Here is a 24942-nt window from a genome sequence, read left to right on the forward strand (position 1 = left end):
GGGGATCCTGTCGCAGAGGCAGAGTATCAATTCCTTTGCACTGCGATATGGCAGAACAAAGGAATGGAAACTGAAAGAAAGAAAACCGAACGCCCGGAAGGGCGTTCGGTGTCAGGGGAGTTATTCGCCGACCGCCTTGGCCAGCTCATACTCCGGCGGCTGTTCCACACCACCGTCACCGGTGGCGCTCATGGCAGGAATGCCACCGGCGCCGTAGTACTCGTCCTTGGTGAACACGTCCACCTCGATGGCCAGCATGCAGGCTGCGGTAGCCTCATTCAGCAGTGCCAGTTCCGCATCGCTGATCACACCTTGCTGGGCCGCTTCGGCGGCGATTTCATCCACCTTGCCTCGGCCCAGTTTGCGGGCTTTCTGGGCGGCGCGGATCTTGGCGCGAACCGGCTCAGCTTCGGTGGTCAGGCGGAAGGCCTTGAGCAGACGCCCCAGACCCTGGTCGCTTTCTTCCGGCATGTAGTTGCCGCCCACCAGACGCTTGTACTGCTCGCCGTAGCTTTGCAGGGTCAGCGCGGCTTTGTGAGTCAGCTGGTCATCGGGCAGTTTGGCCAGCGGGTTCAGACCCAGCCAGATACGGCCCACGGTTTTCAGGATCACACCCACCGGGCCACCGAAGTTTTCATAGATGCCTTCGAAGGCTTTCTGGATCTGAGTCAGGCCGTATTCACCAGAATATTGCACCAGCGCCAGGTCTTCTGCTTTGCGGCCTTCGGCTTCAAAACGACGCAGGGCAGAGGTGGTGATGTACAACCAGGCAACCGCATCCGCATAGCGACCGGTCAGATTACCGCGGGCTTTCAGTTTGCCGCCCACGAAGAACATGGCCAGGTTGGTGAGCAAGCCAAAGCGGGTGGCTGCCCAGCCCAGACGACGGTAGATGCTCTTGGTCTTCGGCTCCACATCCGGCACCTTCACGGTGAACCAGCCACGGGTAACGCCGCGTACCAGGGTCATCACCATGCCTAGCAGGAACTGCAGCATCCAGCCGGTGAGGTTTTTGCGGAAGCTGGCCACATCCTCGTTTTCCACCGCCTGTACTACTTTGTAGGCGTAGGGGTGGCAGCGGGTAGCACCTTGACCAAAGATCATCAGGGTGCGGGTCATGATGTTGGCGCCTTCCACGGTGACACTCACCGGCGCGGAGTTGTACAGGCGACCCATGGTGTTGTTGGGGCCCTGCATAACGCCGTAGCCGGCAGTCACGTCCATGGCATCGGTGCCGATCTCACGGCCCATTTCCGTGGAGTAGGCTTTCATTACCGCGGACATTACCGGCGGCTGAATGCCGTGATCCACGGCGGAGCAGCCGAACACGCGGGCAGCGTCAAAGGCGTAGGTCATGCCGGCGGCCTTGCCGATCTTGTGCTCCACGCCTTCCATGCGACCAATGGGGATGCCGAACTGCTGGCGCACCATGGAGTAGGCGCCGGAAATCATGGCGCCGTGACGCACACCGCAGATGCCGGTAGCAGGCAGCGAGACCATGCGGCCGCCGGCCAGGGCTTCCATCAGCATTTTCCAGCCCATGCCGGTGTATTCCACGCCGCCCAGTACCTTGTCGGCGCCTACGATCACATCACGACCGACGATGGGGCCATTGGGGAAGTGTTCACCAATCGGCTGGTGGTGATCGCCGATATGCAGGCCTTCGGTACCCGGGGCGCCTTTTTCGATCAGTACCACGGTGATGCCCGGCTCTTCGCCTTTGCCCAGCAGATTTTCCGGATCGTGCAGGCGCACTGCCAGGGAAATCAGGTTGGCGACTGGTGCCAGAGTGATGTAACGCTTGCGGAAGTTGAGCTTGAACTTCACTTCGCCATCGTCGTCCTTGAATACCACGCCTTCCGCTTTCAGGGAGGCAGCGTCAGAACCGGCGGTGGGCTCGGTGAGGCCGAAGCAGGGAATGAACTCGCCCTTGGCCAGCTTGGGCAGGTAGTAGTTCTTCTGCTCGTCGGTGCCGTAGTGGCCAAGCAGTTCGGCGGCGCCCAGGGAGTTGGGGATCACCACCATGGCGCTGAGCAGGCCGGAATAGGAGCTGACCTTGGCCATGATGCAGGACTTGGCCTGGGTGGACATGGGCATGCCACCGTATTCCTTGGCGATCTGCATGGCGAAGAAGCCATTGTCTGCCATGAACTTGAACACATCGTCCGGCAGCTTGCGGGTGCGCGACAGCTCGTAGGCGTCGGCCATTTTCAGCAGCTCTTCTACCGGGCCGTCCAGGAACGCCTGTTCGTGGGCGGGGAGCTGGTCATAGTTTTCGGCGAGGATGTTTTCAAAGTCCACCTTGCCGCCGAAGAATTGACCATCAATCCACACATCGCCAGCTTCCAGCGCTTGCCGTTCGGTGTCGGAGATCTGCGGGAGAATCTTGTTGTCCCGCATCCAGTTCATCACTTGTTGAAACATGCTGTGGTTCCTTTGAGGTTGTTAGGCCCTGCGGGGCAGGGCGAACGTTTACAGGCGCTAGTAAACAGGCGCCGGACGCTTACTCGTAAAAGCGTTGTTTCTTTTTGGCCATCTCTACCAATAACGGAGCGGGTGTGAAGCGCTCGCCAAACTGTTCGGCCAGCCGCTCCAGGGTACGCACCGAATTGGTGAGGCCCAGGCTGTCCATGTAACGGAACGGGCCGCCGCGGAAGGGCGGAAAGCCCAGACCGAAGATGGCGCCGATATCACCGTGCATGGGGTCGCTGATAATACCGTCCTGCAAACAGTAGGCGGCTTCGTTGATCATCAGCCAGGCACAACGGCTGACGATTTCCTCGTCATCCGCATCTTTCTCGCTGGTGACATTCATCAGCTCATAGAGAGCGGTATTCACCGGCTTTTCGCCCTTGGCCACGCCTTCATAGATATAAAAGCCGCGGCCACTCTTGCGGCCCAGATAATCGTTTTCGATCATCAGGCCGGCGGCATCCGGTGACGCCATGCGGTCACCAAAGGCCTTTTCCAGTACCGGCCCCACCTTGGTGCCAACATCCACACCCACTTCGTCGAGCAGGGTGATGGGACCCACCGGGAAGCCGAAGCGCACCAGCGCCTTGTCCACAGCTTTCACATCCACCCCTTCGGTGAGCAGGCGGGTCGCTTCGTTCAGGTAGGGCGCGAGGATGCGGGTGGTGTAGAAGCCCGGGCCATCCTTCACCACGATCACGGTCTTGCCCTGGGCCTTGCCGAAGGCCACACAGCCGGCGGTCACTTCCGGGGCGGTCTTGTCCGTGGTGATGATTTCCAGCAGCGGCATCTTTTCCACCGGGGAAAAGTAATGCAGGCCGATCACGTTTTCCGGGCGCTCGGCGGCACTGGCGATGTCGGTGATGGGAATGGAAGAGGTGTTGGAGGCAAACACGGTGTGCTTGTTGCCGTTGGCTTCCACGTCCTTGAGCATCTTGTGCTTAAGACCCAGGTCTTCGAACACCGCTTCCACCACCAGGTCGAGCCCCTTGAAGCCGCTGTAATCAGCGGTGTAGGAAATGCGACCCTGTTCGGCGCTGGCATCGGCGGCGCTCATGGCCCCCTTTTTCGCGCGCTTGTTGTAGAACTCGCTGACGTATTTCACGCCATGGGCCAGGCCGTTATCGTCCCGGTCCTTGAGGCGCACCGGCAGCTTGGCCTTGTTGATGGTGGTCAGCGCGATGCCGGCCCCCATCAGGCCGGCGCCGAGGACACCGACTTTTTCGATGTTCCGGGCTTTCACGCCGTCAGCCACAAAGGTTTCTTTCTTCAGGGTATTGGTGGCGTGGAAAATGCCGCGCAACTGTTTCGACTGGGGCGACATGGCCAGCTCGCCGAACAGACGGGCTTCGGTGGCGTAACCCTGTTCGATACCTTCCTCGAAGCCGGCTTCCACCGCATCAATGATGGCCGGCGGTGCCGGGTACAGACCGTGGGTCTTTTTCGCGGTCTGCTTGCGCGCCTGATCGAAGACCACCTTGCGGCCTAGGCTGTTCTGCTCCAGCGCTGCCTTGGTGAGGCCGTCCTTACTGAAGTAGCTGGCAAGATTGACGCTGCTTTCTTCCCTGGCGTCGGCCAGCTCCAGAGCGCGGGCCACGGCACGGTCGTAGACGGCCACGCCTTCCACCACTTCATCCACCAGACCGATTTTCTTCGCCGGTTTGGCTTTCAACTGGCGGCCAGTGAGCATCAGGTCCAGGGCGGTGGCGATACCGACCTGGCGAGGCAGGCGCTGGGTACCGCCGCCGGCAGGCAGCAGGCCCAGCATCACTTCCGGCAGACCCAGCACGGTGTCGCTGCTGCTGGCGGCGATGCGGTAGGAGCAGGCCAGTGCCAGTTCCATGCCGCCGCCCAGGCAGGCGCCCTTGATGGCGGCAACCACCGGGATATCCAGGTCTTCCAGTTTCTGGAAAGTCTGTTGGCACTGGGTGGACAGATCGCTGACTTCTTTCGCGGTCTTTGCGCTTTCAAACAGCTTGATATCGGCGCCGGCCATGAATGAGCCTGCTTTGGTGGAGTACAGCACCAGAGCTTTGGGTTTGGCTTTCTCGATGGCAGCAAAGGCGCTGTTGAAGTCGTCGGCAAACTCCGCTTTCAGGGTGTTCTGGGCATCATTGGGGACATTGATTTCCAGTACTGCCACACCGTTATCCAGCGGTTTGAGAGTAAAAGCACGTTGCGTTTTGCTCATGGGGATCTCCTTGTTCCGCTGCTTATTCCGCTTCCAGCACCATGGCGGCACCGATACCGCCGGCGGCGCAGGCGGTGGTCAGGGCCAGGCCGCCACCGCGACGCTGCAGTTCATACAGTGCCTGGCTGATGACGCGGGCGCCGGTGGCACCGAAGGGGTGGCCGTAGGCGATGGAGCCGCCGTTCACGTTGAGAATGCTGCGATCTACCTCGCCGAGAGCGGCGAGGCCGGTCTGGCTGCGCACATAGTCGTCATCGGCCAGGCCTTTCAGGTTACAGGCCACCTGACCGGCGAAGGCCTCGTGCATGTCCACCAGGGTCAGATCGTTCAGGGTGAGGCCGGCGCGGGCCATGGCCATGGGGGCGGCCAGCACCGGGCCCATCAGCAAATCATCCTGCGGGCTGCGGGCAGCAAAGGCGTAGGAGCGGATATAGCCCAGCGGCTGGTAACCCAGCGCCTTGGCTTTTTTCTCGCTCATCATCAGCAGGGCGCCAGCACCATCGGTGAGCGGGCTGCTGTTGGCGGCGGTGACGCTACCGGACACCTTGTCGAACACGGGCTTCAACTTGCTGTAACCAGCGCGCTCGGAATTCTTGCGCACCAGGTTGTCGTCCTTTAGCGGGGTGGCCTTGGGAGGCAGGAAGGCGGTCATCACCTGCTTGTCCAGACGGCCTTCGGCCCAGGCGCGGGCGGCGTTGCTGTGGGACGCATGGGCCAGGTCGTCCTGCTCCTGGCGGCTGATGCCCCATTTCTTCACCATCTTCTCGGTGCTTTCGCCCATGGTCTCGCCCACCGAGTATTCGGTGATGGACGGCGCCTGGGGCAGCAAATCTTTCGCCTTCAGCTGGCTGAGCAGTTTGATGCGGTCGGTCATGCTCTTGGCGAAGCTCACATCGCGCAGCACGGCGCTCAGCTCCGAGGACAGGGGTACCCGGGCAGAGCTGGTGGAGTCGGTACCACCTGCGATGGCGATATCGCTGTAACCGGCGACGATATTGTCCGCCACGCTGGCGGCGGTCTGGAAGCTGGTGGCGCAAGCACGGGTGATGGAGTGGGCGTCTACCGTGTTCATGCCCAGTGCCAGGGCAATCTCCCGGGCGATAAAGGGCGCTTCCGGGATCATCACCGTCATGCCGAACACCAGTTGTTCGATGTCGCGCTGGTCCAGGTTGTTGCGGGCCATCAGTTCTTTTACGGCCATGGCGCCCAGCTCGATGGCGTTCATGTCTTTGTAGTGGGTGGCGATACGGGCGAACGGGGTACGCAGACCATCCACCACGGCCACGCGGCCACTACGGCCAGCCAGCTTCATTTTGCGAACAGGCATTCCAGACTCCTTGCAGGGGTTGCCGGTCACGGTGTAATTTTGATTACACGAAATGTGACATTGAATGGTGACAAAGTGTGTCGAGACTAGAAGCCTCATGGCAGGGAGTCAATGTCGCAATGAGCTCTGTCCGACAGAGGTGTAATAAGAATTACAGTGCAAGGAAATGAGCGTGTGAGAAACGGTACGGCAGTACTTCCCGAATCCCGCCAGGACCCGGCGGTGCGCCAGCGCATCGAATGGGCGGCGGTGCAGGTGTTTGCGGACTCGGAATTCCATCAGGTCACGCTGCAGCAAATTGCCAAAGCGGCTCAGTGCAGCCTGCAGACCCTGTATCGCTACTACGGCAGCAAAGAAGCGCTGCTCAGCGCCTGTCTGCATCACGGCCTGGAGCAGTTGGCGGAGCGCATGCTGGATCACCTGGCCGGCATCGATACGTTCCGCGACCGGCTCAGCAAGGTGTTCTGGGTGGTGCTGGACTTCTTCGATCGCAACCCGCAGATGGGGCGGATGATGATCAACTCGGTGTATCCGGGCCGCTGGGGCAGCGATACCACGCCGGGGCAGCAGCGGCTTACCGAGCTGTTCCTGAGCGTGCTGGGTGAAGGGCAGGAGCAGGGTATCCTCAATGGTCAGGTGGCCACCCCGATCCTGCTGGATTTCTTCTACGGCGTACTGCTGCGCATTTCCCAGATGCATCTGCTGCGCGGCCGTACCGGGCGCATGGCGGATCAGCACGGGGTGCTGTTCGATATGTTGTGGCGAGCGATTACGGTATAGCTCGATGTGAACTGGTCGGCCCATCGGGCCAATCGCGGCGTCGGAACTTGTGGTTTGCCCGGGGCTTTTCTATGTTGATCAGCTCGCATTAGAACAATGAAGGGATCACATATGCAGTCAGGCACGGTGAGCAGTAACGGTATCGAGCTTTTTTATGAGAGTCGTGGCCCGGAAAACGGGGAGCCCATTGTCTTTGTCATGGGGTTGTCCGCGCAGATGGTGTTCTGGCCGGAACCGTTGCTGGATACACTGGTGGATCGTGGCTACCGGGTGATCCGCTTCGACAACCGGGATGTGGGTAAATCCACCCGCATTCGCAAACCGTTCAAGCAGGGGCCGCTGGTCGCCTTGCTGCGTTATACCCTGGGCTTGTCCGTGGACAGCGCCTATACCCTGCACGACATGGTGGCCGACACCGTTGGCCTGCTGGATGCCCTTAACATAGAGCGTGCCCATTTTGTTGGCGCCTCCATGGGCGGCATGATCAGCCAGTTGCTGGCTGCCACCCATCCGGATCGGGTGTTGTCGCTCTCCTCAATCATGTCCAGCAACAACAGTCCCTACCTGCCATTGCCGAAACCGGCGGCGCTCAAGACCCTGGTGGCCCCGAGAGTGAAGGTGGAAACCGAAGACCAGTTCGTGGCTTTCGGTCTGGAAATGATGAGCAAGCTGGCCGGCACCCTGCCCCAGGGCCGCGACGAACTGGAGGCCATGTACCGTGAGTGCTGGGCCCGCGGCATCAACCCGCGTGGCATCCGCAACCAGTTCCTGGCCGTCCTGGCCACCGGTACCCTCACCAAACACCTCAAACAGATCCGCTGCCCGACCACCGTGGTCCACGGCGGTGCCGACCCGTTGATCCGCCCCGCCGGCGGCAAGGCCTCTGCCCGCCACATTCGCGGCGCCAAGCTGGTCATCATTCCAGGCATGGGCCACGACTTCCCGCCGTCGGCGATTGACCGGATTGGCGATCTGATTGCCGAGACGGTGGCACGGGCCAATTCGGTGGCTCAGCCGGCAATGGCGTAAGGGCGGAGAATAGTTAACAGTGAATAATCAATAGCTCGCGGAAGCGGGGTGTTGATCAGGAAAGAAAAAGGCCGCTTCCATGATTTGGGTGCGGCCTTTTTTGTGTTTGCAGGTTGGGAATGTCCTCGCCAGCGTTCAGCCGGGTTGATCGCCCGCTGCAGCATCTTTCGACTGCACTGTATCGGCTTCTTCCGGTTCAGAGGGTAGCGTCTCCGGCGCGGTGGGATGGGTTTCTTCCGCCGCCAATCGTTCCGCTTCCCGTTCAGATTCTCGCAGTAGCAGCCGTTCAATCCGTTCATTCAGGAGCTTGTCTCTCTCTTCGCGGCGGCGCGATTCCAGGGCCAGGTCTTTATAAAGAGAATACGCCATCAGGACCATCAGCAGCATAAACGGAAACGCGGCAACAATGGAGACGGTGCGAAGACCAAGTAGGCCGCCACTAAGTAGTAACGCTGACGCCATCAGTAGCTGCAGCAGGCCCCACAGGATGCGTACAAAGCGGGTAGGGTTAAGGATGCCTTTGGAGGTAAACATGCCCAGCACGAAGGTGGCGGAGTCTGCCGACGTGACCACAAACATGGCCACCAGAATGATGGCGCCAATTGCCGCATAGAATCCACCCGGCAGTTGCTCCAGCAGTACGTAAAGCCCGGCCGGCACTTCCTGTGCAACTGCGTCAGCGATACCGGCATTCCCGAACAATTCGTAGTGGATAGCGGATCCGCCAAAGGTGGAGAACCAGAGCATGCTCAAAATCACTGGCACGATCATGACACCAAGGACAAACTCGCGAATTGATCGGCCCCGGGAAATACGGGCGATAAAGCTGCCCACGAAGGGCGCCCAACTGAGGCCCCAGGCCCAGTAAAAGATGGTCCACTGCTGCACCCAGTGTTCACTGGAATAAGGGGTGGTTACCAGGCTCATTTGTATAATGTTACCCAGGTATTCACCTACGGTTTGAGTGAATTCGCTGAAGATGAACGGGGTGGGTCCGAGTATCAGAACAAACAGTAAGAGCCCCGCTGCCAGCGCCATGTTGGCACTGCTGAGATAGCGGATTCCCCACTTCAGGGGCGTCATGGCAGAGAGAATAAATAACACGCCGAGCCCGGCCATGATCAGTAGTTGCGGCGTTGCCCCGTAGGGTACGCCGGAGAGCCTGGCTAGCCCGCTATTGATTTGCAGCGCACCCAGACCGAGTGTGGTGGCCACACCAAAAAGCGTAGAGACGACCGCCAGAGTGTCGATTGCCTTGCCCCAGCCGTGATCTACTCTGTCACCGAGCAGGGGCCTAAAGGTTTCACTGATCAGTCCGTGGCTGTTGTGACGGAAGCGCACATAGGCAATAGCCAGCCCGACCACCGTAAAATTAGCCCATTGATGTAGCCCCCAGTGGAAAAAAGCATAGCGCATACCCGTCTGTGCAGCTTCTGCAGTTCGTGGTGTGCCGATCCCGAGGGGGGGCGAGTTGAAATGCATCATGGGCTCCGCTACGCCCCAGAACACCAGGCCTACGCCCATCCCTCCGGAAAAGATCATGGCCAGCCAGCTTTTGAAACTGAACTCCGGCGGCTCGTCATCCGGGCCGAGACGAATACTGCCGAAACGAGAGAAGGCCAGCCCCAGAGCGAACAGAACAAAGCCGCTGGTTGCCATCAAGTATAACCAGCCAAAATTATTGGCTGTTGCATCAAGGATTTTCTGGGCTTGTCTCTGCACCGTTTCGGGGTCGACCATGGCTGCTGCCAGAAAACCGGCAATTAACAGCAGCGATAGATAGAAGACGGTGCCGACATCGCCCAGTAGCTGGTTTTTCCACCGTCTTAGCCTGTCCATAGTGTTCCTTGTGCGGTCAGTGTCTGTTTTTCTGGCTTTGCTATGATATGGATCACCAGGGAAGAATTGGTGTGTGCCTCCACCCCGCCATGGTCAGAAATATAGATTTGATTATCTGCAGCGTGAACGCGCTCAGAGTCATATACAAGTGGCAGCAGACCATACGCAAAGCTGAGTTTGGGGCGTTGCGATAGATCATGTTTTTAATATACGAGCTGCTGGAGAATCAGGATTTCAGGGAGTTCTTACCCTGTAACGAGTAGAGGTGGGAGCGGTTGACGTCTCCCGGGAAAATCAGGCCCTGTTGAAGGGAAACATTATTGCCTGGTCGATATTGTTGAGACGCTGCCCGGCCATGAGAAGGCGCTCAACCCCTATGGCGACGCCACTGCATTCGGGGAGAGATGATGCCATTGCTGCCAGTAGATAGGCGTCTTCCTCCATGGTGTTCATATCCTGTTCTCGCCGCAGTGCATTGTCTTTCTCAAACCGCTGCTGCTGTTCGGTAGCGTCGGTGAGTTCCTGATAGCCATTGGCCAGCTCCAGCCCCCGGTAATAGATTTCGAAGCGGCGCGCGACGATGGCGCCGTCCCTGTCCTCGCCGGTTTGCGCCAGGGCGGCGGCCCAGCCTGGGAAGTCGGTGACCACGGACAGTTGCTCAGCGGGCAGTGCGGCTTCTATCTGGGTGGCCATCAGGTAGTCCACGGCGGCGGTTTTGTTCAGGCCTTTCGGGGCGCCGCAGGATTCGGCGTGGGCGATCAGTGCCGGGTCCTCGGCGGTGAGCGGTTCCAGACCGGTGACGTCGTGGAACAGATCGCGGAAACGGTAGGTTTGTGATCGCACATCGGTGAACAGATCGGCGAACAGGGTCAGGCATTCCTGAATCAGATCATTCAGTTCGAAGCCGGGGCGGTACCATTCCAGCATGGTGAATTCGGGGTTGTGGCGGCCGCCGGCTTCGCCATGGCGGTAGGCTTTGCAGATTTGGTAGATGGGCCCGCTACCCGCTGCCAGCAGGCGCTTCATGTGGTATTCCGGTGAGCTTTGCAGGTAGCCGTAACCGGGTACCGGGATGCACTGGATATGTGGGTCGCTGACGCCGTAGCGGGCCAGCTGTGGGGTGTCCACTTCCAGTACGTTGCGGGCGGCAAAAAAAGCGCGCACCGTGCTCAGCAGCTCGGCGCGCGCTTTGATGGCCTCCAGCGAGGCAGTGGGTTGCCAGTCGCTCACAACTAGCTCTTGATACGACCCACGTAATCGCCGGTGCGGGTGTCCACCTTGACGATCTCGCCTTCCTGAACGAACAGCGGCACACGCACAACCGCGCCGGTGGTCAGGGTGGCAGGCTTGCCGCCGGTGCCGGCGGTGTCGCCTTTCAGGCCCGGGTCGGTTTCCACGATCTGCAGTTCCACGAAGTTCGGCGGGCTGACAGACAGGGGTTCACCGTTGTAGAGGGTGACCTCGCAGATGTCTTCTTCTTTCAGCCACTTTTTGGCATCGCCCACGGCAGCTTCATCCGCTTGCTTCTGTTCGAAGCTGGTCTGGTCCATGAAGTGCCAGAATTCACCGTCGTTGAAGATGTACTGCATGGACACGTCCATCACGTCGGCGCCTTCCAGGGAGTCGCCGGACTTGAAGGTGCGGTCCCAGACCTTGCCGCTGCGCAGGTTGCGCAGGCGGACACGGCTGAACGCCTGGCCCTTGCCGGGCTTGACGAATTCGTTCTCGATGATGGCGCAAGGGTCGCCATCGAGCATCACTTTCAAGCCGGACTTGAATTCACTGGTAGAATAGTTGGCCATAAATGTTGTTCCAAAGGTTGATGTATGGCGTCGCAGAGGGTGCGGGGTCTGCTAATGTTTCATTTGCGTCTCTGTTGTGCCTGCAAGCGCACCAATCTAGGCACAAGGAGAGATGTTTGGTTTTATTCAAATGAACGACTTGTAACAACGAGTGGTGCGCTTGCAGGCACAACCCGAAGGGCTGGGTCCCCTTACGTTGAGGTAAAAAGTCCGCCCAGCTGCATTGTCAGTCGCTTACATATGAAAGACTATGCCGCACTCCTTCCGCCTTGCCGGACGAAAAAATGAACTCCAGCAGAGACGAAAATGAAACATCAGCAGACCCCCATCATAACGCAGGAAAGGGACGGTTGGGAGTTACCGGGCTGGCAGCGCCAGCAGGCGGACCTGATTACCGACCCGGCAGAGCTGCTCAGCCTGTTGGGGTTGGGTGCTGAATCCCTGCCTGAAAGCCTTGCAGCGGCGAAGGATTTCCCCCTGCGCGTGCCCCGTGGCTATGTACGTTTGATGGAGCCGGGTAATCCGCATGACCCGCTGTTGCGCCAGGTGCTCAGTGTGCCGGCGGAGCTGCGGGAAGAGGACGGTTACAGCAGTGATCCGCTGGAGGAAGCCTCCCACACGCCGGTGCCCGGGCTGTTGCACAAGTATCATGGTCGCGCACTGCTGGTGGTTACCGGTGCCTGCGCGGTGCATTGTCGTTACTGTTTTCGCCGGCATTTTCCCTACCAGAGTCACCTGAGCGGCAAGCGCTGGGATCAGGCCCTGGAATGGCTGGCATCGCGCCGGGACATTGGCGAGGTGATTCTCAGCGGTGGCGATCCGCTGACGCTGAACAATCGGCGCTTGCAGGAACTTTTGGCGGCGCTGGCGGAGATTCCTCATTTGCGTCGGCTACGTATTCATAGCCGCACGCCGGTGGTTATCCCCGAGCGGATGGATGAGCCGCTGCTGGCGCTGCTGTCGGATTCGCGCTGGCAGACTGCTCTGGTGCTGCACGCCAATCACTCCCGGGAAATCAGCGATGAGCTGGTGAGTCGCTGCCAGCAGTGGCGACGGGAAGGGATCACCCTGCTGAATCAGAGTGTGTTGCTGGCCGGGGTGAACGATTCTGTTGATACGCTGGAGGCGCTGTCAGATCGCCTCCATGTGGCAGGGGTGATGCCCTATTACCTGCACCAGCTGGATGCGGTGCAAGGGGCGGCGCACTTTGCGGTGCCGGATTCGGTGGCGATGCAATTGCACAGGGATCTGCGCAGTCGGTTGCCGGGTTTTCTGGTGCCCAGGCTGTCCCGGGAAGAGCCGGGGGAGCCGGCAAAGACCGTATTGGCGGGCTAGGGCATCCGCTGGTCGGCGCGAACACAATATTTACAGGTGTGTAACGGTATCGTAAAGTCGTGTGACGAAGGACACATAGAAAACAAGAGCTACTACTTAATAACTAGAGGGCTCCTTTAACAATTTCTTGCATATTTTTGGCCTTACGGAGTCGCTGCCAAGCTTCCCGGAGAAATTGTTCAGGGTTCCCCATCTGGGTGCCACCGAGATAAGGATTATCTTCATGGAGCAACCAGCCCAAACGGTGCGCTTGAAACTGCCCGAGCAGGATTTGCCGCACCTGACACTTGGCGCTGATCAGCCAAAGAAGCTGCAACAATGGGTTGACGCTCTCCCGGTTATGAACATGGGAGAAACTGCCCGTCAGCTTTATCAGTTCATTCAGGAGCTGAACCGGCTGCACATCGACTCCAAGCAGCGCTTCCAGTTGCTGGAAGTGGTGCGTCCTTCCATTCTGCATGTCAGCGATTCCCTGCAGAAACATTACCTGAACCAGTCCCTGGTATTGCCGGACAAGGCGCGTCGCGTGGCCAGCCTGGCCCAGGCCCTGCAGGGGCACCTGGCCAGTGGTTACAAACTGGTGGCCGTGAGAGGCATGCGCAAGCTCAAGGACAAGGCGGTCCGGCGCGCAGTGACCACATCGATTCATCGTGCCATCAGTGCTCTTGGCGATACGCTGTTGCGTTGTTACCAGTTGTACTTCCCCAGCCCTCGCCATCTCTGGCTGGAGCTGCATCAGCTTTATCTGCTGGCGGAACTGCACGGCATCGCGGCTTCGCCGGTGGACGACGAGAAGGGCAATTCCAGTATCCAGTCTGCCTATGCCCGTTGTCTGTTACTGGCGACCGCCAAGCCTAACCAATTGCGCCAGCAGGAGCTGGCAGCCCTGTTCAAGGCCGCGTTCAGCTGGGGGGATCTGATCGAGATTAAGACCGCCAGTGATGATGAAGATCTGTTTGTATTCGATCTGCAGGCAGACCGCCCGCCGATTTATCGCACCCACGCCTCCCAGGCCACGGATAGCTGGCGTTATATTGATTCCACCCGGTTGGTGCAGGCCATCAGTGCCTGGAAAGCGGAGCCGGAGAACAGCGATCTGCTCGTGCCCAAGGGACTCGATGACAGCATGATGAGCCATCTGCAGCAGGTGTGGGGCGCGCTCACCGAGCGGGCCTTCAAGCGCATGGCGGAAAGCGGCGAGATCGAATTGTGCTTTGGGCTGGTGGGCGTACATTATTTTCTGTCCGGCAAGGTGCCGTTTGAAACCTTGATCGAACGCGGCAGCCTGTCGGTTATGGGGGACGGGGAAGAGAACAATCCCTTCCTGCGTAATATCAAAGTGAACACCCGGCAAAAGCAGCAAAAGGAAGACCCCTGGGCCACGGCCTATCAGTCCGAATTTCCCAATGAAACCATTGATATCGGCAAACCGGACACCTCGCTTCGCAGCGAGGCTTCACTGCCGGAGAGCTATCATTGCCAGAAGGTCAATGCCAGCCCCGGTGGCTATTGCCTGTCCTGGCAAGGCAATACGCCAAGCCTGATGCGCACCGGCGAGTTGTTGGCCCTGCGTGATCACCCGGATAGTCAGTGGATGCTGGCGGTGGTGCGTTGGGTCACCCAGTTACCCAATCACGGTGCCCGTTTCGGGGTGGAGTTGCTGGCTCCGGGAGGCCGGCCGGTGGCGGCTCGTGCTCTGCGCAAGCAGGGGGAGGACAGTGATTTCATGCGGGCTATCCTGCTGCCGGAATTGACCGGCGTTGGTCAGCCGGCCACTCTGTTGCTACCCACTGTGGGTTTCAATGAGGGGGTCAAAGTGGAGCTGGTTGAGGCCGGCGAGCCCCGACGCGTACAGTTGCTTCGCCGAACCCAGGGGGCATCCGGATTCAGCCAGTATCCGTTCCGGGATATGGCGACCCCTGCTGCTCCCGTCAGACCGGTGAGCGATGATGATGAAGGTGATCTGGATTCGATCTGGTCCAGTCTTTAATCATTCAAGGGCGCGCTGATGCGCGTCTGACCCGTTTGCTATGTTCACAGCGAGGATGCTGTGTGATGGTCTTTTGCCATTGGCCGGGTTGCTTTTCATAAACAGAAAACCCGGAATCTGTCGCGATCTTTCCCTGGAAAGGTCGGTCGGTTCTATCTTTTTCTGCTGGAAAGTTGCCAAGACAGGGTTGTCAGGCACAATGGTGGGCCGTACGAAAACAGTATGAGTCGTCACCCCATGAGCTATGCCCTGGATAATCTCCGTTTACTGATCGCCCACGATTCACAGGATGAGGCTGAGCAGCTGATGAATATGCTGCGCAATGCCGGCCGGGCGACCCGGGCGCAACTCGCGCTAGGCGAAGATGACTTGCTGCGTGCCCTCAAGGGCGGTGCCTGGGAGCTGATGCTGTGCCGGCCGACCTTTGGCGATGGCAGTTTCGAATCGGCCATGGCTCACCTCAAGCGTCTGGGCAAGGCGGTGCCGGTGATTCTGCTGGAAAACACCTTTTCTGCCGAGACGGTAAAAGCCGCATTGCTGCAAGGTGCCAGTGGCGTGGTCCCCAATGACGACCGGGACATGCTTACTCTGATGGTGGACCGGGTGGTGGAAAATCTGCGCCTGCGCAAGGAACTCCAGCATTCCGAGATTGTTCGCCACGATGCGGAAAAACGCCTGGCGCTGTTGATGGATCAGAGCCGTGATGCCATCGCTTATGTACTCGATGGCATGCATATTCACGCCAACGACAATTATGTGGAGCTGTTCGGCTATGAAAGTGCGGATGATCTGGCTGGCGTGCCGATCATGGACATGGTGTCGGCGGCCGACCACGACAAGCTCAAGCAGCTGCTGCGTAGCCGCGCCCAGGATGAAAGCCAGACCCAGGAACTGGAGTGCAAGGGCGTTCACACCGAGGGTAATGAATTCGATGCGTCCTTTACCTTCTCGTCCAGCACCTACGACGGCGAAGCCTGTACCCAGATCGTGATCCGCGCCGGCGGGGTCGATGAGAACGAAATGCAGGAACGGCTCCATGAGATGAGCCAGAAAGACCAGGTCACCGGCCTGTTCGCCCGCAAATGGTTTATGGATCAGCTTGATGATGCGGTGGCCGAAGCGGCCAGAGAAGGGCAGTTGGCTACCGTGCTGTACCTGCGTCTGGATGATTTCGAGCAACATCAGTCCTCCCTGGGGATTGATGGCGCCGATGAAATTTTGCGGGCGGTGGCCGACTGGCTTGGTGGCCAGGTTGGTGATGCCAAGCTGGCCCGGGTGGATGGCGAGGATTTTGCCGTGCTGTTGCCGGTGGCTGACACCGATGAGGCGGAAGAGTTGGCCGAGCGTCTGCGGGCGGGTATTGAAGGGCTGATGCCGGAAGTGTCGGCCAAGACCATCCACGTGACCGCCAGTGTGGGCGTGGCCTTTGTCCGTGAGGATGCCCGCAGCGGTCAGGGCACCCTGACCACGGCCCTGAAATGCTGTAACCAGGCCCAACGGGAAAACAGTGGCAAAGGCAACAGCATCAAGGTGCACGACCCCATGGACGAGGTGGCCGCAGGGTCTTCCGAGGCCATCGTCATGCTGCTGCGTCAGGCGCTGGAGCAGGGTAGTTTCAATCTGCGCTACCAGCCGTTGATGAATCTGGAAGACGACAGCGAGCATGTTTTCGAGGTGTTTGTGAACCTGCCCCAGAAACAGGGCGAAGCCATGGAGGCCGGCGAGTTCATTCCGGTGGCTGCTGAACAGGGTCTGGTGGGCAAGATCGATCGCTGGGTGGTGCTCAATGCCATGCGCGCGGCAGCGACCATGAACGAACCGGTAAAGCTGGTGTTCAATATCAACGGCGGTTCTCTGGCGGATGCCTCCCTGGCGGATTGGCTGCTCAAGGCCATGCGTGCTGCCAAGATGGACGGCTCCCGCCTGACCTTCCAGCTCACCGAAGGCGATGCTACCACTTACCTGAAGCAGGCCGGCGTGTTTGCCGAGAAGATGAAGAGCGCCGGCTGCGGCATCTCCATCAGCCGCTTCGGCGGTGGCCTGGATCCGTTCAAACTGTTCCAGCACATTCCCGCCACCATGGTGAAATTCGAAGGCTCCTTCACCCAGGATGTGGCCAAGGCCGAAGGCCGCCAGCGGCTCACCGAGATCGTCAAACAGGTGAAGGAAGGCAACCGCAAGACGGTGGTAGGTTTCGTGGAATCCGCCGCCCAGATGCAGGCGCTGTGGAGTCTCGGCGGGATCGATTACCTGCAAGGCTTCTACCTGCAAGCGCCGATGGATACGTTGCAGATTCCGGAGTCGGCGTAATTAATTGACAGTTGATAATGGATAATTGATAACGCGCATGCGGCGCTAAAATTATTCCTGAACGCAAGAGGCCGCGACCAATTCATGGGCGCGGCCTCTTGTCGTTTGATAACCAGCTAAGCTTTGTCCGCGAGTTATCAATTCTCAACTATCAATTTTCAATTGCTCTTAAGCAGCTCCGCCTGATCCTTATCCCTTACCCCGATCAAATAAAGAATCCCGTCCAGGCCCAGAGTGGAGATGGCCTGTTCGGCGTTTTGTTTGACCAGTGGCTTGGCGCGGAATGCGATGCCCAGGCCGGCTTCGCCGAGCATGGGCAGGTCGTTGGCGCCGTCGCCCACGGCGATGACCTGCTCCAGGCTGATGCCTTCCTGGGTAGCGATCTGCTTGAGCAGATCGGCCTTGCGCTGGCCGTTGACGATCTGGCCGACCACCCGGCCGGTGACCTGGCCGTTCTCGATTTCCAGCTCATTGGCATACACATAGTCGATGCCCAGCAGCTGTTGCAGCCACTGGCCAAACCAGGTGAAACCGCCGGATAGAATCGCGGTGCGATAGCCCAGGGCGCGCAGAGTGCTGATCAGCCGTTGCGCCCCTTCGGTGAGCTGGATGCGTTCGCGCACCCGCTCCAGGGCCCCTTCATCCAGCCCCTTGAGCAGGGCCACCCGGGCCCGGAAACTTTCATTGAAATCCAGCTCGCCGCGCATGGCTTGTTCGGTAATGTCCGCCACCTGCTCGCCCACCCCGGCTTCCATGGCCAGCTCGTCGATCACCTCCGAGCGGATCAGGGTGGAATCCATATCGAACACCACCAGGCGCCGGTTACGGCGGAAGGCGCTGTCGCGCTGGAAGGCGATGTCCAGATTGCGTTCGTTGGCTATGCTGAGGAAGGCGGCGCGCATGGCTTCGCCATCTTTCGGCTCACCGCGCACGGAAATCTCGATGCAGGCGCGACTGTCCTCGTTGAGAGCTTCCCCTTCCAGATGCACCCGACCGGACAGGCGGGCGATGCTGTCGATGTTCAGGCCGTTGTCTGCCACCGTGGCGGTCACGTCAGAGAGTTGCTCGGCAGTAATCTTGCGCGCCAGCAAGGTGATGATGTGGCGGTCCTTGCCCTGGCCGGATACCCATTCTTCGTAGCGGTCTTCGTCGATGGGGCGGAAGCGCACATTGATATTCAGCTTGTGGGCCTCGAACAACAGATCCTTGAGCACCGCGGAGGACTCCGCGTCCGGCGGAGTTTCCACCAGGATGCCCAGCGACAGGGTGTCGTGGATTACGGCCTGGCCGATATCCAGGATATTGAGCCGGTAACGGGCCAGAATCCGGGTGAAAGCGGCGGTCAGACCGGGACGGTCACTGCCGGATACCTGAATCAGAATGATCTCGCGCACGCATGGGCTCCCGGGGGCAAGTCAGACAAGCGGAAGGCGGAAGCAGTGGCTCCCGCGAAAACCGCGTAAGGGTAGCAGAAATGGTACCGCAAGCGGCAGTGCCTTGGGGATTAGCGATGTTTTACATCGCCAATAGCCTGTAGGTGCATCATCGCTGCTAAGGTGCGCCGATTCGGTCAACGCCATCTCTTCCTGTCGCGCTATACTGCGCGCAAGCTCAATACTACGGAATGCAACTCTATGTCTCTGCGGGAACAATGGCGGCCATGGATTCGGCAACAACGCAGCCTGCTGCGTGAGTTGATCCTGATGCTGCTGGCCATGCTGGTGGTCGGTGTCTATTTTCTTGAGCACTTCTCCGCGCGGCTTGAGCAGGAGCGCAAGGTACAGCTGCAGGCGCTGGCCGAACAGACTGCCCGCCGGGCTGCCGAGGCCCTGGCCAGCGATGACTCCATCAGCATCAACCTGATCGGTCGGGAAACCGTGCAGCTGGCCCCGGTGGCCGGGGTGCGCTTTCTGGATGCGGCGGATATTCAGGTCGGGTTGTCCGGAGTGTCACGCTCGGATTTGGTGGTCTCGGTGCCGGTGGCGTTGCCGGACGGGGAGCTGGCCGGCACCCTGACCCTGCTGGGTGATACCAGTGCCCTGCCGCGCCAGCGGCTGGAAGCCGGCTTTGTGCTGGCCGTATTGTGCCTGTTGCTGCTGCGCGTGGCTGTTGCCCTGATTCAGCAACGATTGCTGCCGCCTGTGCCGGAATCTGAAGAAACGACGCCAGTGGAGCCCCCTGCAGCATCACCGCTGGCCACGCCTGCATCGACGCAGGCGCTGGCCGAGCCCCTGCCGGAAGGCGCTGAGCCACTGGCCCAGCTGCGCCTGAGTATCGTCAATTTCGAACACATTCGTCAGCGTTATACCCAGGCGGCCATGGTCGAGGTGCTGGCGGATTATCAGCGCATTCTCGACAAGGTGGCAGGTATCTATGGTGGCCGGGTAGGCCAAAGGGTAGGTGATCAGGCCGGGCTGTTTTTCTACCAGGAGCCGGCGTCCCGCTGTGCGTTTTCCGCGCTGTGCGCGGGCCTGCTGTTCCTCCGTGTAGTGCGCCTGCTGGCGCCGTTACGCAAGCAGCAGGGCAAGCCACCACTGGAATTCAAGGCGCTGGTCACCACCGATAGGGACCAGCAGGAAGCCTGGTCCCTGTGTGTGGCCGGGGTGCCGGGTCGGCTGAATGTGCCGGAAGCACAATTGGCCGCCACCGAGCTGGATGTGAAAGCCCTGTACCAGCCGGAAAAGGCCCAGGTGGTTACCGCTGGCGATCACAAGGTACGGCTACAGCCGGTTGAGCAGTTGGCTCACCGTTACCAGAACCTGCTGCGCACTCAGGCGGATACCTTGCTGTCCGAAGAGGGCGGCGACGATGGCTCGCCCAGCAGGTAGCGGCTCATGGCCTGTTGAACCCGCTGATTGAGGTCGGGGATGCCGGTGTTGCCGAACAGGCGATTGAATTCCAGGATGTAGGGGTGGCCATCTACCATGGCTACATCAAAGCCGGCATGGTTGATGCCGAGATAACGGGCCAGCCCCTCCACCAGGGAAATGGCATTGTCCGGTACCGACAGATCGGTACGCACGCGCCCGCCCTGGCTCACGTTGTTCAGAAAGCCCACTCCTTCCCGCCAGTAGCTGGCTACCACTTCCTCGCCCACCACCACCACGCGCAGGTCGCGCACAATGGGCAGTAGCTTCTGTATATAGAGCACGGCTTCGCGCTCCGCATAATCCAGAAACTGCTGGCGGTTCTCGATCAGGTAGACGCCCATGCCTTGGCTGGAGCGCACTGATTTGGCCACAAACGGAAACCGCCATTGATCCAGCACTTGGCCAATGCCGTACTTGTCGGAAGCCACAATCAGGGTTTCCGGCACATGCTCAGGGCAGGCGGTTTGCAGAGCTCGGGTCATTTCCACCTTGTCGTGGCCCAGGTGGTAACTGCTCAGGCTGGGGAAGATGGGGCGCTTGAGCACATAGTGCAGACTGTTGATCTGCCAGAAGCCGGGAAACAGTAGCCAGTCCGCTTCCGCCAGGGTTTCGCGGTGCTGGTTCATGTGTTCCGGCTTGATATAACGCACGCCGGGCAGGCCCAAAGTGCGGAAAGGATCGAAAGTGATCAGTTTCACGGTGACGATCTCAGGAGAGGTGCGCTTTTTTAAGGTGCTTTGACCGGCTGGTCAATACCCTTTGTCGGTATTCGTCCTTGGCATGGGCGGAGCGGGCGGCTAGCCTTGCCCGACAAATAATGATTGGGAGAGCTGTCGTGACCTTGCCGACATTGGAAAGTGATCTGATTCTGGTGAAACACACCGAATCAGTGTTGGAAATTACCCTGAACCGCCCGGATAAACTGAACGCCCTCACCGGCGCCATGTACCGGGACATGATCGCCCTGCTCCATACCGCGGAACAGAGCGATGAGATTCGCGTGGTACTGTTTGCTGCCGAAGGAAAATCTTTCAGTGCCGGCAACGATCTGGTGGACTTCCTCAATGCCAAGCCCGGTGAAGTGGGTGAAGCGGCGAATTTCATCAAGGCCATTTATGCTTTCCCGAAAGTAGTGGTCGCTGCTGTTCAGGGCAATGCGGTGGGCGTAGGCACCACCATGCTGCTGCACATGGATATGGTAGTAGCCTCCGATGATGCCAAGTTCATCACCCCCTTTGCCGATCTCGGCGCGGTACCGGAAGCGGGTTCCGCCAAGCTCCTGCCGGACTGGCTGGGCTATCAGCGCGCCGCCCGCATGTTGCTGCTGGGTGAGCCGATGCTGGCACAGGAAGCTTTCGAGGCTGGCCTGATAGCCAAGGTGGTGGGTCGTGAGGACCTGCAATCCACCGCCCGCGGTTGGGCTGACACCCTGGCAAAGAAACCCCCCAAGGCCCTGCGCGAGAGCAAACGGTTGATGCGTCAGGCGATCAGCAAGCCGCTGCAGGATGTACTCGAGGAAGATCTGGCCCTGTTTGGTGAAATGCTACAGGGCGATGAGGCGAAGGCGGTGTTGGCGGCCATGGTGAACAAGAGCAAGGGGTAAGGCAGCTGTGAGCTTCTAGCTGTTAGCGACTAGACGCGGGTTGGCTTGTCAGTAATGGAGAGTCCGTGCCCGCGCCCATGGTTGGGCGCGGGCACGGACATTCAGATCCCAAAGAGTTCTACCGCGCCTCGAAGCTAGCAGCTAGAAGCTCGTAGCTCAAAGAATCCCCGCATCCAGCCCCGCCGCCAGATACATCCCCAGCTCTTCTACCTGCTGCTCGAAGGCATCCTGCCATTCTCCGCGCAGTACCAGCGGGTCCTGTACCCAGTTCCAGCGCAGACCCGTAGCAATGCTTTCCACGGCTCGACGGGTGCCGGTGCCGTCCTGGCCGGCGCGGATGTAGAGAGCGCAGGGGAGTCCCTGTTTTTCTTCCAGTACCGGGTAATAACTGCGGTCGAAGAAATCCTTCAGGGCACCACTCATGTAGCCCAGGTTTTCGGTGGTGCCGAGCAGAATGGCATCACAGGCCAGTACATCCTCGGGCCCCGCTTCCAGAGGCGGCTTCACCGTGACGGACACGTTCTCGATATCTTCATGGCCGGCACCCCGGGCGGCGGCGTCGCGCAGTTTCAGGGTGTTCGGCGACGGGGCGTGGGCGACGATCAATAGTTTTTTCATGGTCTCGCAACTCTACGCATTTGATAGTGCCAGCATATCAGTTAGGGCCGGGCCATCTGTAGGAGCGTCGCTTGACGCATGACAACGCCCTGGCCACGAAGCAACGGTAGGAGCACCTCTTGAGGTGCGAATCCGAGCCTTGGCGAAGGAGGCGGTATGCCGATGGCAATGCATTCTGGACGTGCTGCTGTTTCATGCTGGTTCTTTGCATCACGTCTGTTCGCACCTCAAGAGGTGCTCCTACAAGGGAGTCAGGGTTTGCGAGTGCGAGAGCTACGTCTCCACATAATTCAACGGCAATGCCGCCGTATCCACCACCCGGCGCATGACAAAGCTGGAATGCACCCCGCTGACCCCTTCGATGCGAGTGATCTTGTTGAGCAGGAAATGTTGGTAGCCATCAATATCCGGCACCACCACTTTCAGTAGATAGTCGGCTTCCTGGCCGGTGACCAGGTAGCACTGCTGCACTTCCGGATAGCTGGCCACCTTCTCCTCGAAGTTGGCGAAACGCTCGGGGGTGTGGCGGTCCATGCTGATCTGGATGATCACGGTCAGGTCCAGGCCCAGCTTGCGGGCGTCCAGCACGGTCTCCCGTTTGAGAATGATGCCGGCGGCTTCCAGCTTCTGTACCCGCCGGGAACAGGGGGAGGGGGACAGGCCGACGGTTTCCGCCAGCTGCTGGTTGGTAAGCCCGCCGTTATGTTGCAGGGCTTCCAGGATACGCAGGTCAGTGCGGTCCAGTTTTGCCAGTTCCTGCTTTCTCATGATGATTTCAGCCCTTTTTTGCTGTTATTGCGCAACATTATTGCTTATATGGCTGTTTTCTGATGAAAAAAGCAAGCACATTGCCGGTTTGCTGCCGTAAAGTATCTCTCGTGGGGCGATGATGCGAACCGTCAAAAGCGGGCCGCCACTCTTCGTTGCCATCCGTGCCTATCGGCGCGCTGATCGAGACCCGAGATCACAGACAGCGAGTTGTTGACCCCATCCGGCTCACCCCCTGGATTCGGTCGGGAATTCTCCTTCGGGGGCAGCCGATGCCCCTTTTTGGTTTGAGGAAATGACATGAGCTTTGATCACCGTAAATACCAGCCTTTCCCCGTTATCGACAAACCTGATCGTCGCTGGCCGAGTCAGCGTATCGAGAAAGCCCCGCTGTGGGCGGCGGTGGATCTGCGTGATGGTAACCAGGCGCTGATCAAACCCATGTCCGTGGCCCAGAAGCGTCGCTTTTTTCAGATGCTGGTGGAGCTGGGTTTCAAGGAAATCGAAGTGGGCTTCCCGTCTGCCAGCCAGATCGATTTCGATTTCTGCCGGGCCCTGATCGAAGAAGACCTGGTGCCGGATGACGTGCACATCCAGGTGCTCACCCAAGCCCGGGAAGAGTTGATCGCCCGTACCTTTGAATCCCTCAAGGGGGCGAAGAACGCCATCGTGCATATCTACAATGCCACTTCGCCCACCTTCCGCGAGCAGGTGTTCAGCGTGGACAAGGCCGGCTGCAAGGCGATTGCCGAACGCGCTGCCGGCTGGGTAAAAGCCTGTGCCTCGGCGCAGCCGGAGACCCACTGGAGCTTCCAGTATTCCCCGGAAACCTTCAGTGCCACGGAAACGGATTTCGCCATTGAGGTGATCGATGCGGTGAACGCGGTGTGGCGCCCGGACCAGGGCCAGCGGGTGATCATCAACCTGCCGGCCACCGTGGAGGTGAGCACGCCCAATGTGTTTGCCGATCAGGTGGAGCTGGTCCATGACAGCATTCAGTACCGCGAACATGTGATTATCAGTGTGCACACCCATGATGATCGAGGTTGCGGTGTGGCGGCGGCAGAAATGGCGGTGATGGCGGGAGCGGACCGTGTAGAAGGTACCTTGCTGGGCAACGGCGAGCGTACCGGTAACATGGATCTGGTCACCGCTGGCATGAATCTGTACAGCCAGGGCATCGACCCGCAAATCGACTTCTCACGCATGAAGGAGATTATTGCCCTGGTGGAGGAGATTACCGATATCCAGACCCACCCGCGCCACCCCTATGCCGGTGATCTGGTGTTCAGTGCCTTCTCCGGCAGCCATCAGGATGCTATCCGCAAGTGCCTGGCCCGCTATCAGGAAGGGGATATCTGGCAGGTGGCCTATCTGCCCATCGATCCGGCGGATGTGGGACGTCGCTACGAGGAAGTGGTGCGTATCAATTCCCAGTCCGGCAAGGGCGGGGTGGCCCACGTGCTGGAGCGGGATTTTGGTATCGATCTGCCGCGCTGGTTGCAGCAGGAATTGGCCGGTGTGGTGCAGCGCGATGCGGAAGAGGATGGTGGCGAGATCACCAGCGAGCGGGTGCACCGTCGCTTCAACAGCGATTATCTCAATGTGCCGCTGGGCTGGATGTTGCGCTCCTATGACCTTAACCGCAGCAACGATCAGGTGCAGGCCCAGATCAGCATCGGCGATGCCAGCCAGCCGGTGACCCTGTTGTCCGGCCGCGGCGACGGTGCCATGTCTGCATTGGTGGACGCGCTCAACCGTCGTACCGGTGGCGAGGTGAAGGTGGTGTCCTTCGATGAGTACTCATTGGGCGATAACACCGAAGCCAACGCCATGGCCTGTGTGCGAGTGCAGGTGGGGGACACTGTGCAGAGTGCCGTGGCTACCGCGGCTGATACGACCGCGGCTGCCTTGCAGGCGATCCTGTCGGCTGTGGGCAGAGTGCAGGAAGGTAGTGAACAGTTAATAGCGGCAGAGAGGTAATTGATAATTGAGAATGGATAATTGA

At 59.5% G+C, this 24942-nt stretch carries 18 protein-coding genes; 8 read left to right on the plus strand and 10 right to left on the minus strand.

Going from position 1 to position 24942, the window contains the following annotated elements:
- Nucleotides 1–120: 120 nt before the first annotated feature.
- The 3 genes from ACMG4M_RS03110 to fadI form a co-directional block, all read right to left on the minus strand.
- Nucleotides 121–2424: an acyl-CoA dehydrogenase gene (locus tag ACMG4M_RS03110; protein WP_035248319.1), complete on the minus strand. Its 2304-nt coding sequence runs from the start codon at nucleotides 2422–2424 to the stop codon at nucleotides 121–123.
- A 79-nt stretch (nucleotides 2425–2503) separates the two neighbouring features.
- Nucleotides 2504–4663 carry a fatty acid oxidation complex subunit alpha FadJ gene (fadJ, locus tag ACMG4M_RS03115; RefSeq protein ID WP_272963415.1) on the minus strand — a complete coding sequence of 720 codons (2160 nt, stop codon included), beginning with the start codon at nucleotides 4661–4663 and terminating at the stop codon, nucleotides 2504–2506.
- Nucleotides 4664–4685: 22 nt separating this feature from the next.
- A complete protein-coding gene (fadI, locus tag ACMG4M_RS03120) occupies nucleotides 4686–5990 on the minus strand; it encodes an acetyl-CoA C-acyltransferase FadI (RefSeq protein WP_272963414.1) in 1305 nt (434 codons plus the stop codon).
- 174 nt (nucleotides 5991–6164) lie between these two features.
- On the opposite strand from fadI, the gene ACMG4M_RS03125 reads away from it, so the two are divergent.
- Together ACMG4M_RS03125 and ACMG4M_RS03130 are read left to right on the plus strand one after the other, a co-directional pair.
- On the plus strand, nucleotides 6165–6770 hold the full coding sequence (locus ACMG4M_RS03125; RefSeq protein ID WP_035248322.1) for a TetR/AcrR family transcriptional regulator: 606 nt from the start codon (nucleotides 6165–6167) through the stop codon (nucleotides 6768–6770).
- Nucleotides 6771–6881: 111 nt separating this feature from the next.
- Nucleotides 6882–7799, plus strand: coding sequence for an alpha/beta fold hydrolase (locus tag ACMG4M_RS03130; RefSeq protein ID WP_035248324.1), 918 nt, complete (start codon nucleotides 6882–6884; stop codon nucleotides 7797–7799).
- A 135-nt stretch (nucleotides 7800–7934) separates the two neighbouring features.
- On the opposite strand, the gene ACMG4M_RS03135 is transcribed toward ACMG4M_RS03130, so the two are convergent.
- From ACMG4M_RS03135 to efp, 3 genes are all read right to left on the minus strand, one after another.
- Nucleotides 7935–9638, minus strand: a complete 1704-nt coding sequence (locus ACMG4M_RS03135) for a BCCT family transporter (RefSeq protein ID WP_084573480.1) — start codon at nucleotides 9636–9638, stop codon at nucleotides 7935–7937.
- A gap of 294 nt (nucleotides 9639–9932) precedes the next feature.
- Nucleotides 9933–10868, minus strand: coding sequence for an EF-P lysine aminoacylase EpmA (gene epmA / locus ACMG4M_RS03140; RefSeq protein WP_414430708.1), 936 nt, complete (start codon nucleotides 10866–10868; stop codon nucleotides 9933–9935).
- Nucleotides 10869–10870: 2 nt separating this feature from the next.
- Complete coding sequence (gene efp / locus ACMG4M_RS03145) at nucleotides 10871–11440, minus strand: elongation factor P (protein WP_035248329.1); 570 nt, start codon at nucleotides 11438–11440, stop codon at nucleotides 10871–10873.
- Between the two features lie 306 nt (nucleotides 11441–11746).
- Here efp and epmB point away from each other — a divergent pair, with 306 nt between their 5' ends.
- The 3 genes from epmB to ACMG4M_RS03160 all read left to right on the plus strand — a co-directional run bounded on the left by epmB (nucleotide 11747) and on the right by ACMG4M_RS03160 (nucleotide 17075).
- Entirely contained in the window at nucleotides 11747–12775 is a 1029-nt protein-coding gene (gene epmB, locus ACMG4M_RS03150; RefSeq protein ID WP_052042849.1) for an EF-P beta-lysylation protein EpmB, read from the plus strand.
- A 223-nt stretch (nucleotides 12776–12998) separates the two neighbouring features.
- Nucleotides 12999–14765 (plus strand): hypothetical protein, encoded by a 1767-nt coding sequence (locus tag ACMG4M_RS03155; RefSeq protein WP_272963408.1) that lies wholly within the window; start codon nucleotides 12999–13001, stop codon nucleotides 14763–14765.
- A 222-nt stretch (nucleotides 14766–14987) separates the two neighbouring features.
- Nucleotides 14988–17075: an EAL domain-containing protein gene (locus ACMG4M_RS03160; protein ID WP_232222083.1), complete on the plus strand. Its 2088-nt coding sequence runs from the start codon at nucleotides 14988–14990 to the stop codon at nucleotides 17073–17075.
- A gap of 158 nt (nucleotides 17076–17233) precedes the next feature.
- Here the strand turns inward: ACMG4M_RS03160 and serB are convergent, their stop codons facing one another.
- Complete coding sequence (gene serB, locus ACMG4M_RS03165; protein ID WP_272963407.1) at nucleotides 17234–18469, minus strand: phosphoserine phosphatase SerB; 1236 nt, start codon at nucleotides 18467–18469, stop codon at nucleotides 17234–17236.
- A gap of 240 nt (nucleotides 18470–18709) precedes the next feature.
- Here serB and ACMG4M_RS03170 point away from each other — a divergent pair, with 240 nt between their 5' ends.
- Complete coding sequence (locus ACMG4M_RS03170) at nucleotides 18710–19903, plus strand: hypothetical protein (RefSeq protein WP_414430709.1); 1194 nt, start codon at nucleotides 18710–18712, stop codon at nucleotides 19901–19903.
- Here the strand turns inward: ACMG4M_RS03170 and ACMG4M_RS03175 are convergent.
- Entirely contained in the window at nucleotides 19846–20643 is a 798-nt protein-coding gene (locus ACMG4M_RS03175; RefSeq protein ID WP_349380163.1) for a hypothetical protein, read from the minus strand. The two genes, ACMG4M_RS03170 and ACMG4M_RS03175, sit on opposite strands and share 58 nt — an antisense overlap.
- A 137-nt stretch (nucleotides 20644–20780) precedes the next feature.
- Between ACMG4M_RS03175 and ACMG4M_RS03180 the strand changes: the two genes are divergently transcribed.
- Nucleotides 20781–21548 (plus strand): enoyl-CoA hydratase-related protein, encoded by a 768-nt coding sequence (locus ACMG4M_RS03180; RefSeq protein WP_232222084.1) that lies wholly within the window; start codon nucleotides 20781–20783, stop codon nucleotides 21546–21548.
- A 156-nt stretch (nucleotides 21549–21704) separates the two neighbouring features.
- Here ACMG4M_RS03180 and ACMG4M_RS03185 read toward each other — a convergent pair whose 3' ends face one another.
- Together ACMG4M_RS03185 and ACMG4M_RS03190 are read right to left on the minus strand one after the other, a co-directional pair.
- Nucleotides 21705–22166, minus strand: a complete 462-nt coding sequence (locus ACMG4M_RS03185) for a flavodoxin family protein (RefSeq protein ID WP_035248340.1) — start codon at nucleotides 22164–22166, stop codon at nucleotides 21705–21707.
- A gap of 273 nt (nucleotides 22167–22439) precedes the next feature.
- Complete coding sequence (locus ACMG4M_RS03190) at nucleotides 22440–22934, minus strand: Lrp/AsnC family transcriptional regulator (RefSeq protein WP_035248342.1); 495 nt, start codon at nucleotides 22932–22934, stop codon at nucleotides 22440–22442.
- A 300-nt stretch (nucleotides 22935–23234) separates the two neighbouring features.
- On the opposite strand from ACMG4M_RS03190, the gene ACMG4M_RS03195 reads away from it, so the two are divergent.
- Nucleotides 23235–24917 carry a 2-isopropylmalate synthase gene (locus ACMG4M_RS03195; RefSeq protein ID WP_414430710.1) on the plus strand — a complete coding sequence of 561 codons (1683 nt, stop codon included), beginning with the start codon at nucleotides 23235–23237 and terminating at the stop codon, nucleotides 24915–24917.
- The last annotated feature ends 25 nt before the right edge of the window (nucleotides 24918–24942 follow it).

It is taken from the genome of Alcanivorax sp. IL3 (assembly GCF_047495465.1).
Taxonomy (GTDB): domain Bacteria; phylum Pseudomonadota; class Gammaproteobacteria; order Pseudomonadales; family Alcanivoracaceae; genus Alcanivorax; species Alcanivorax jadensis.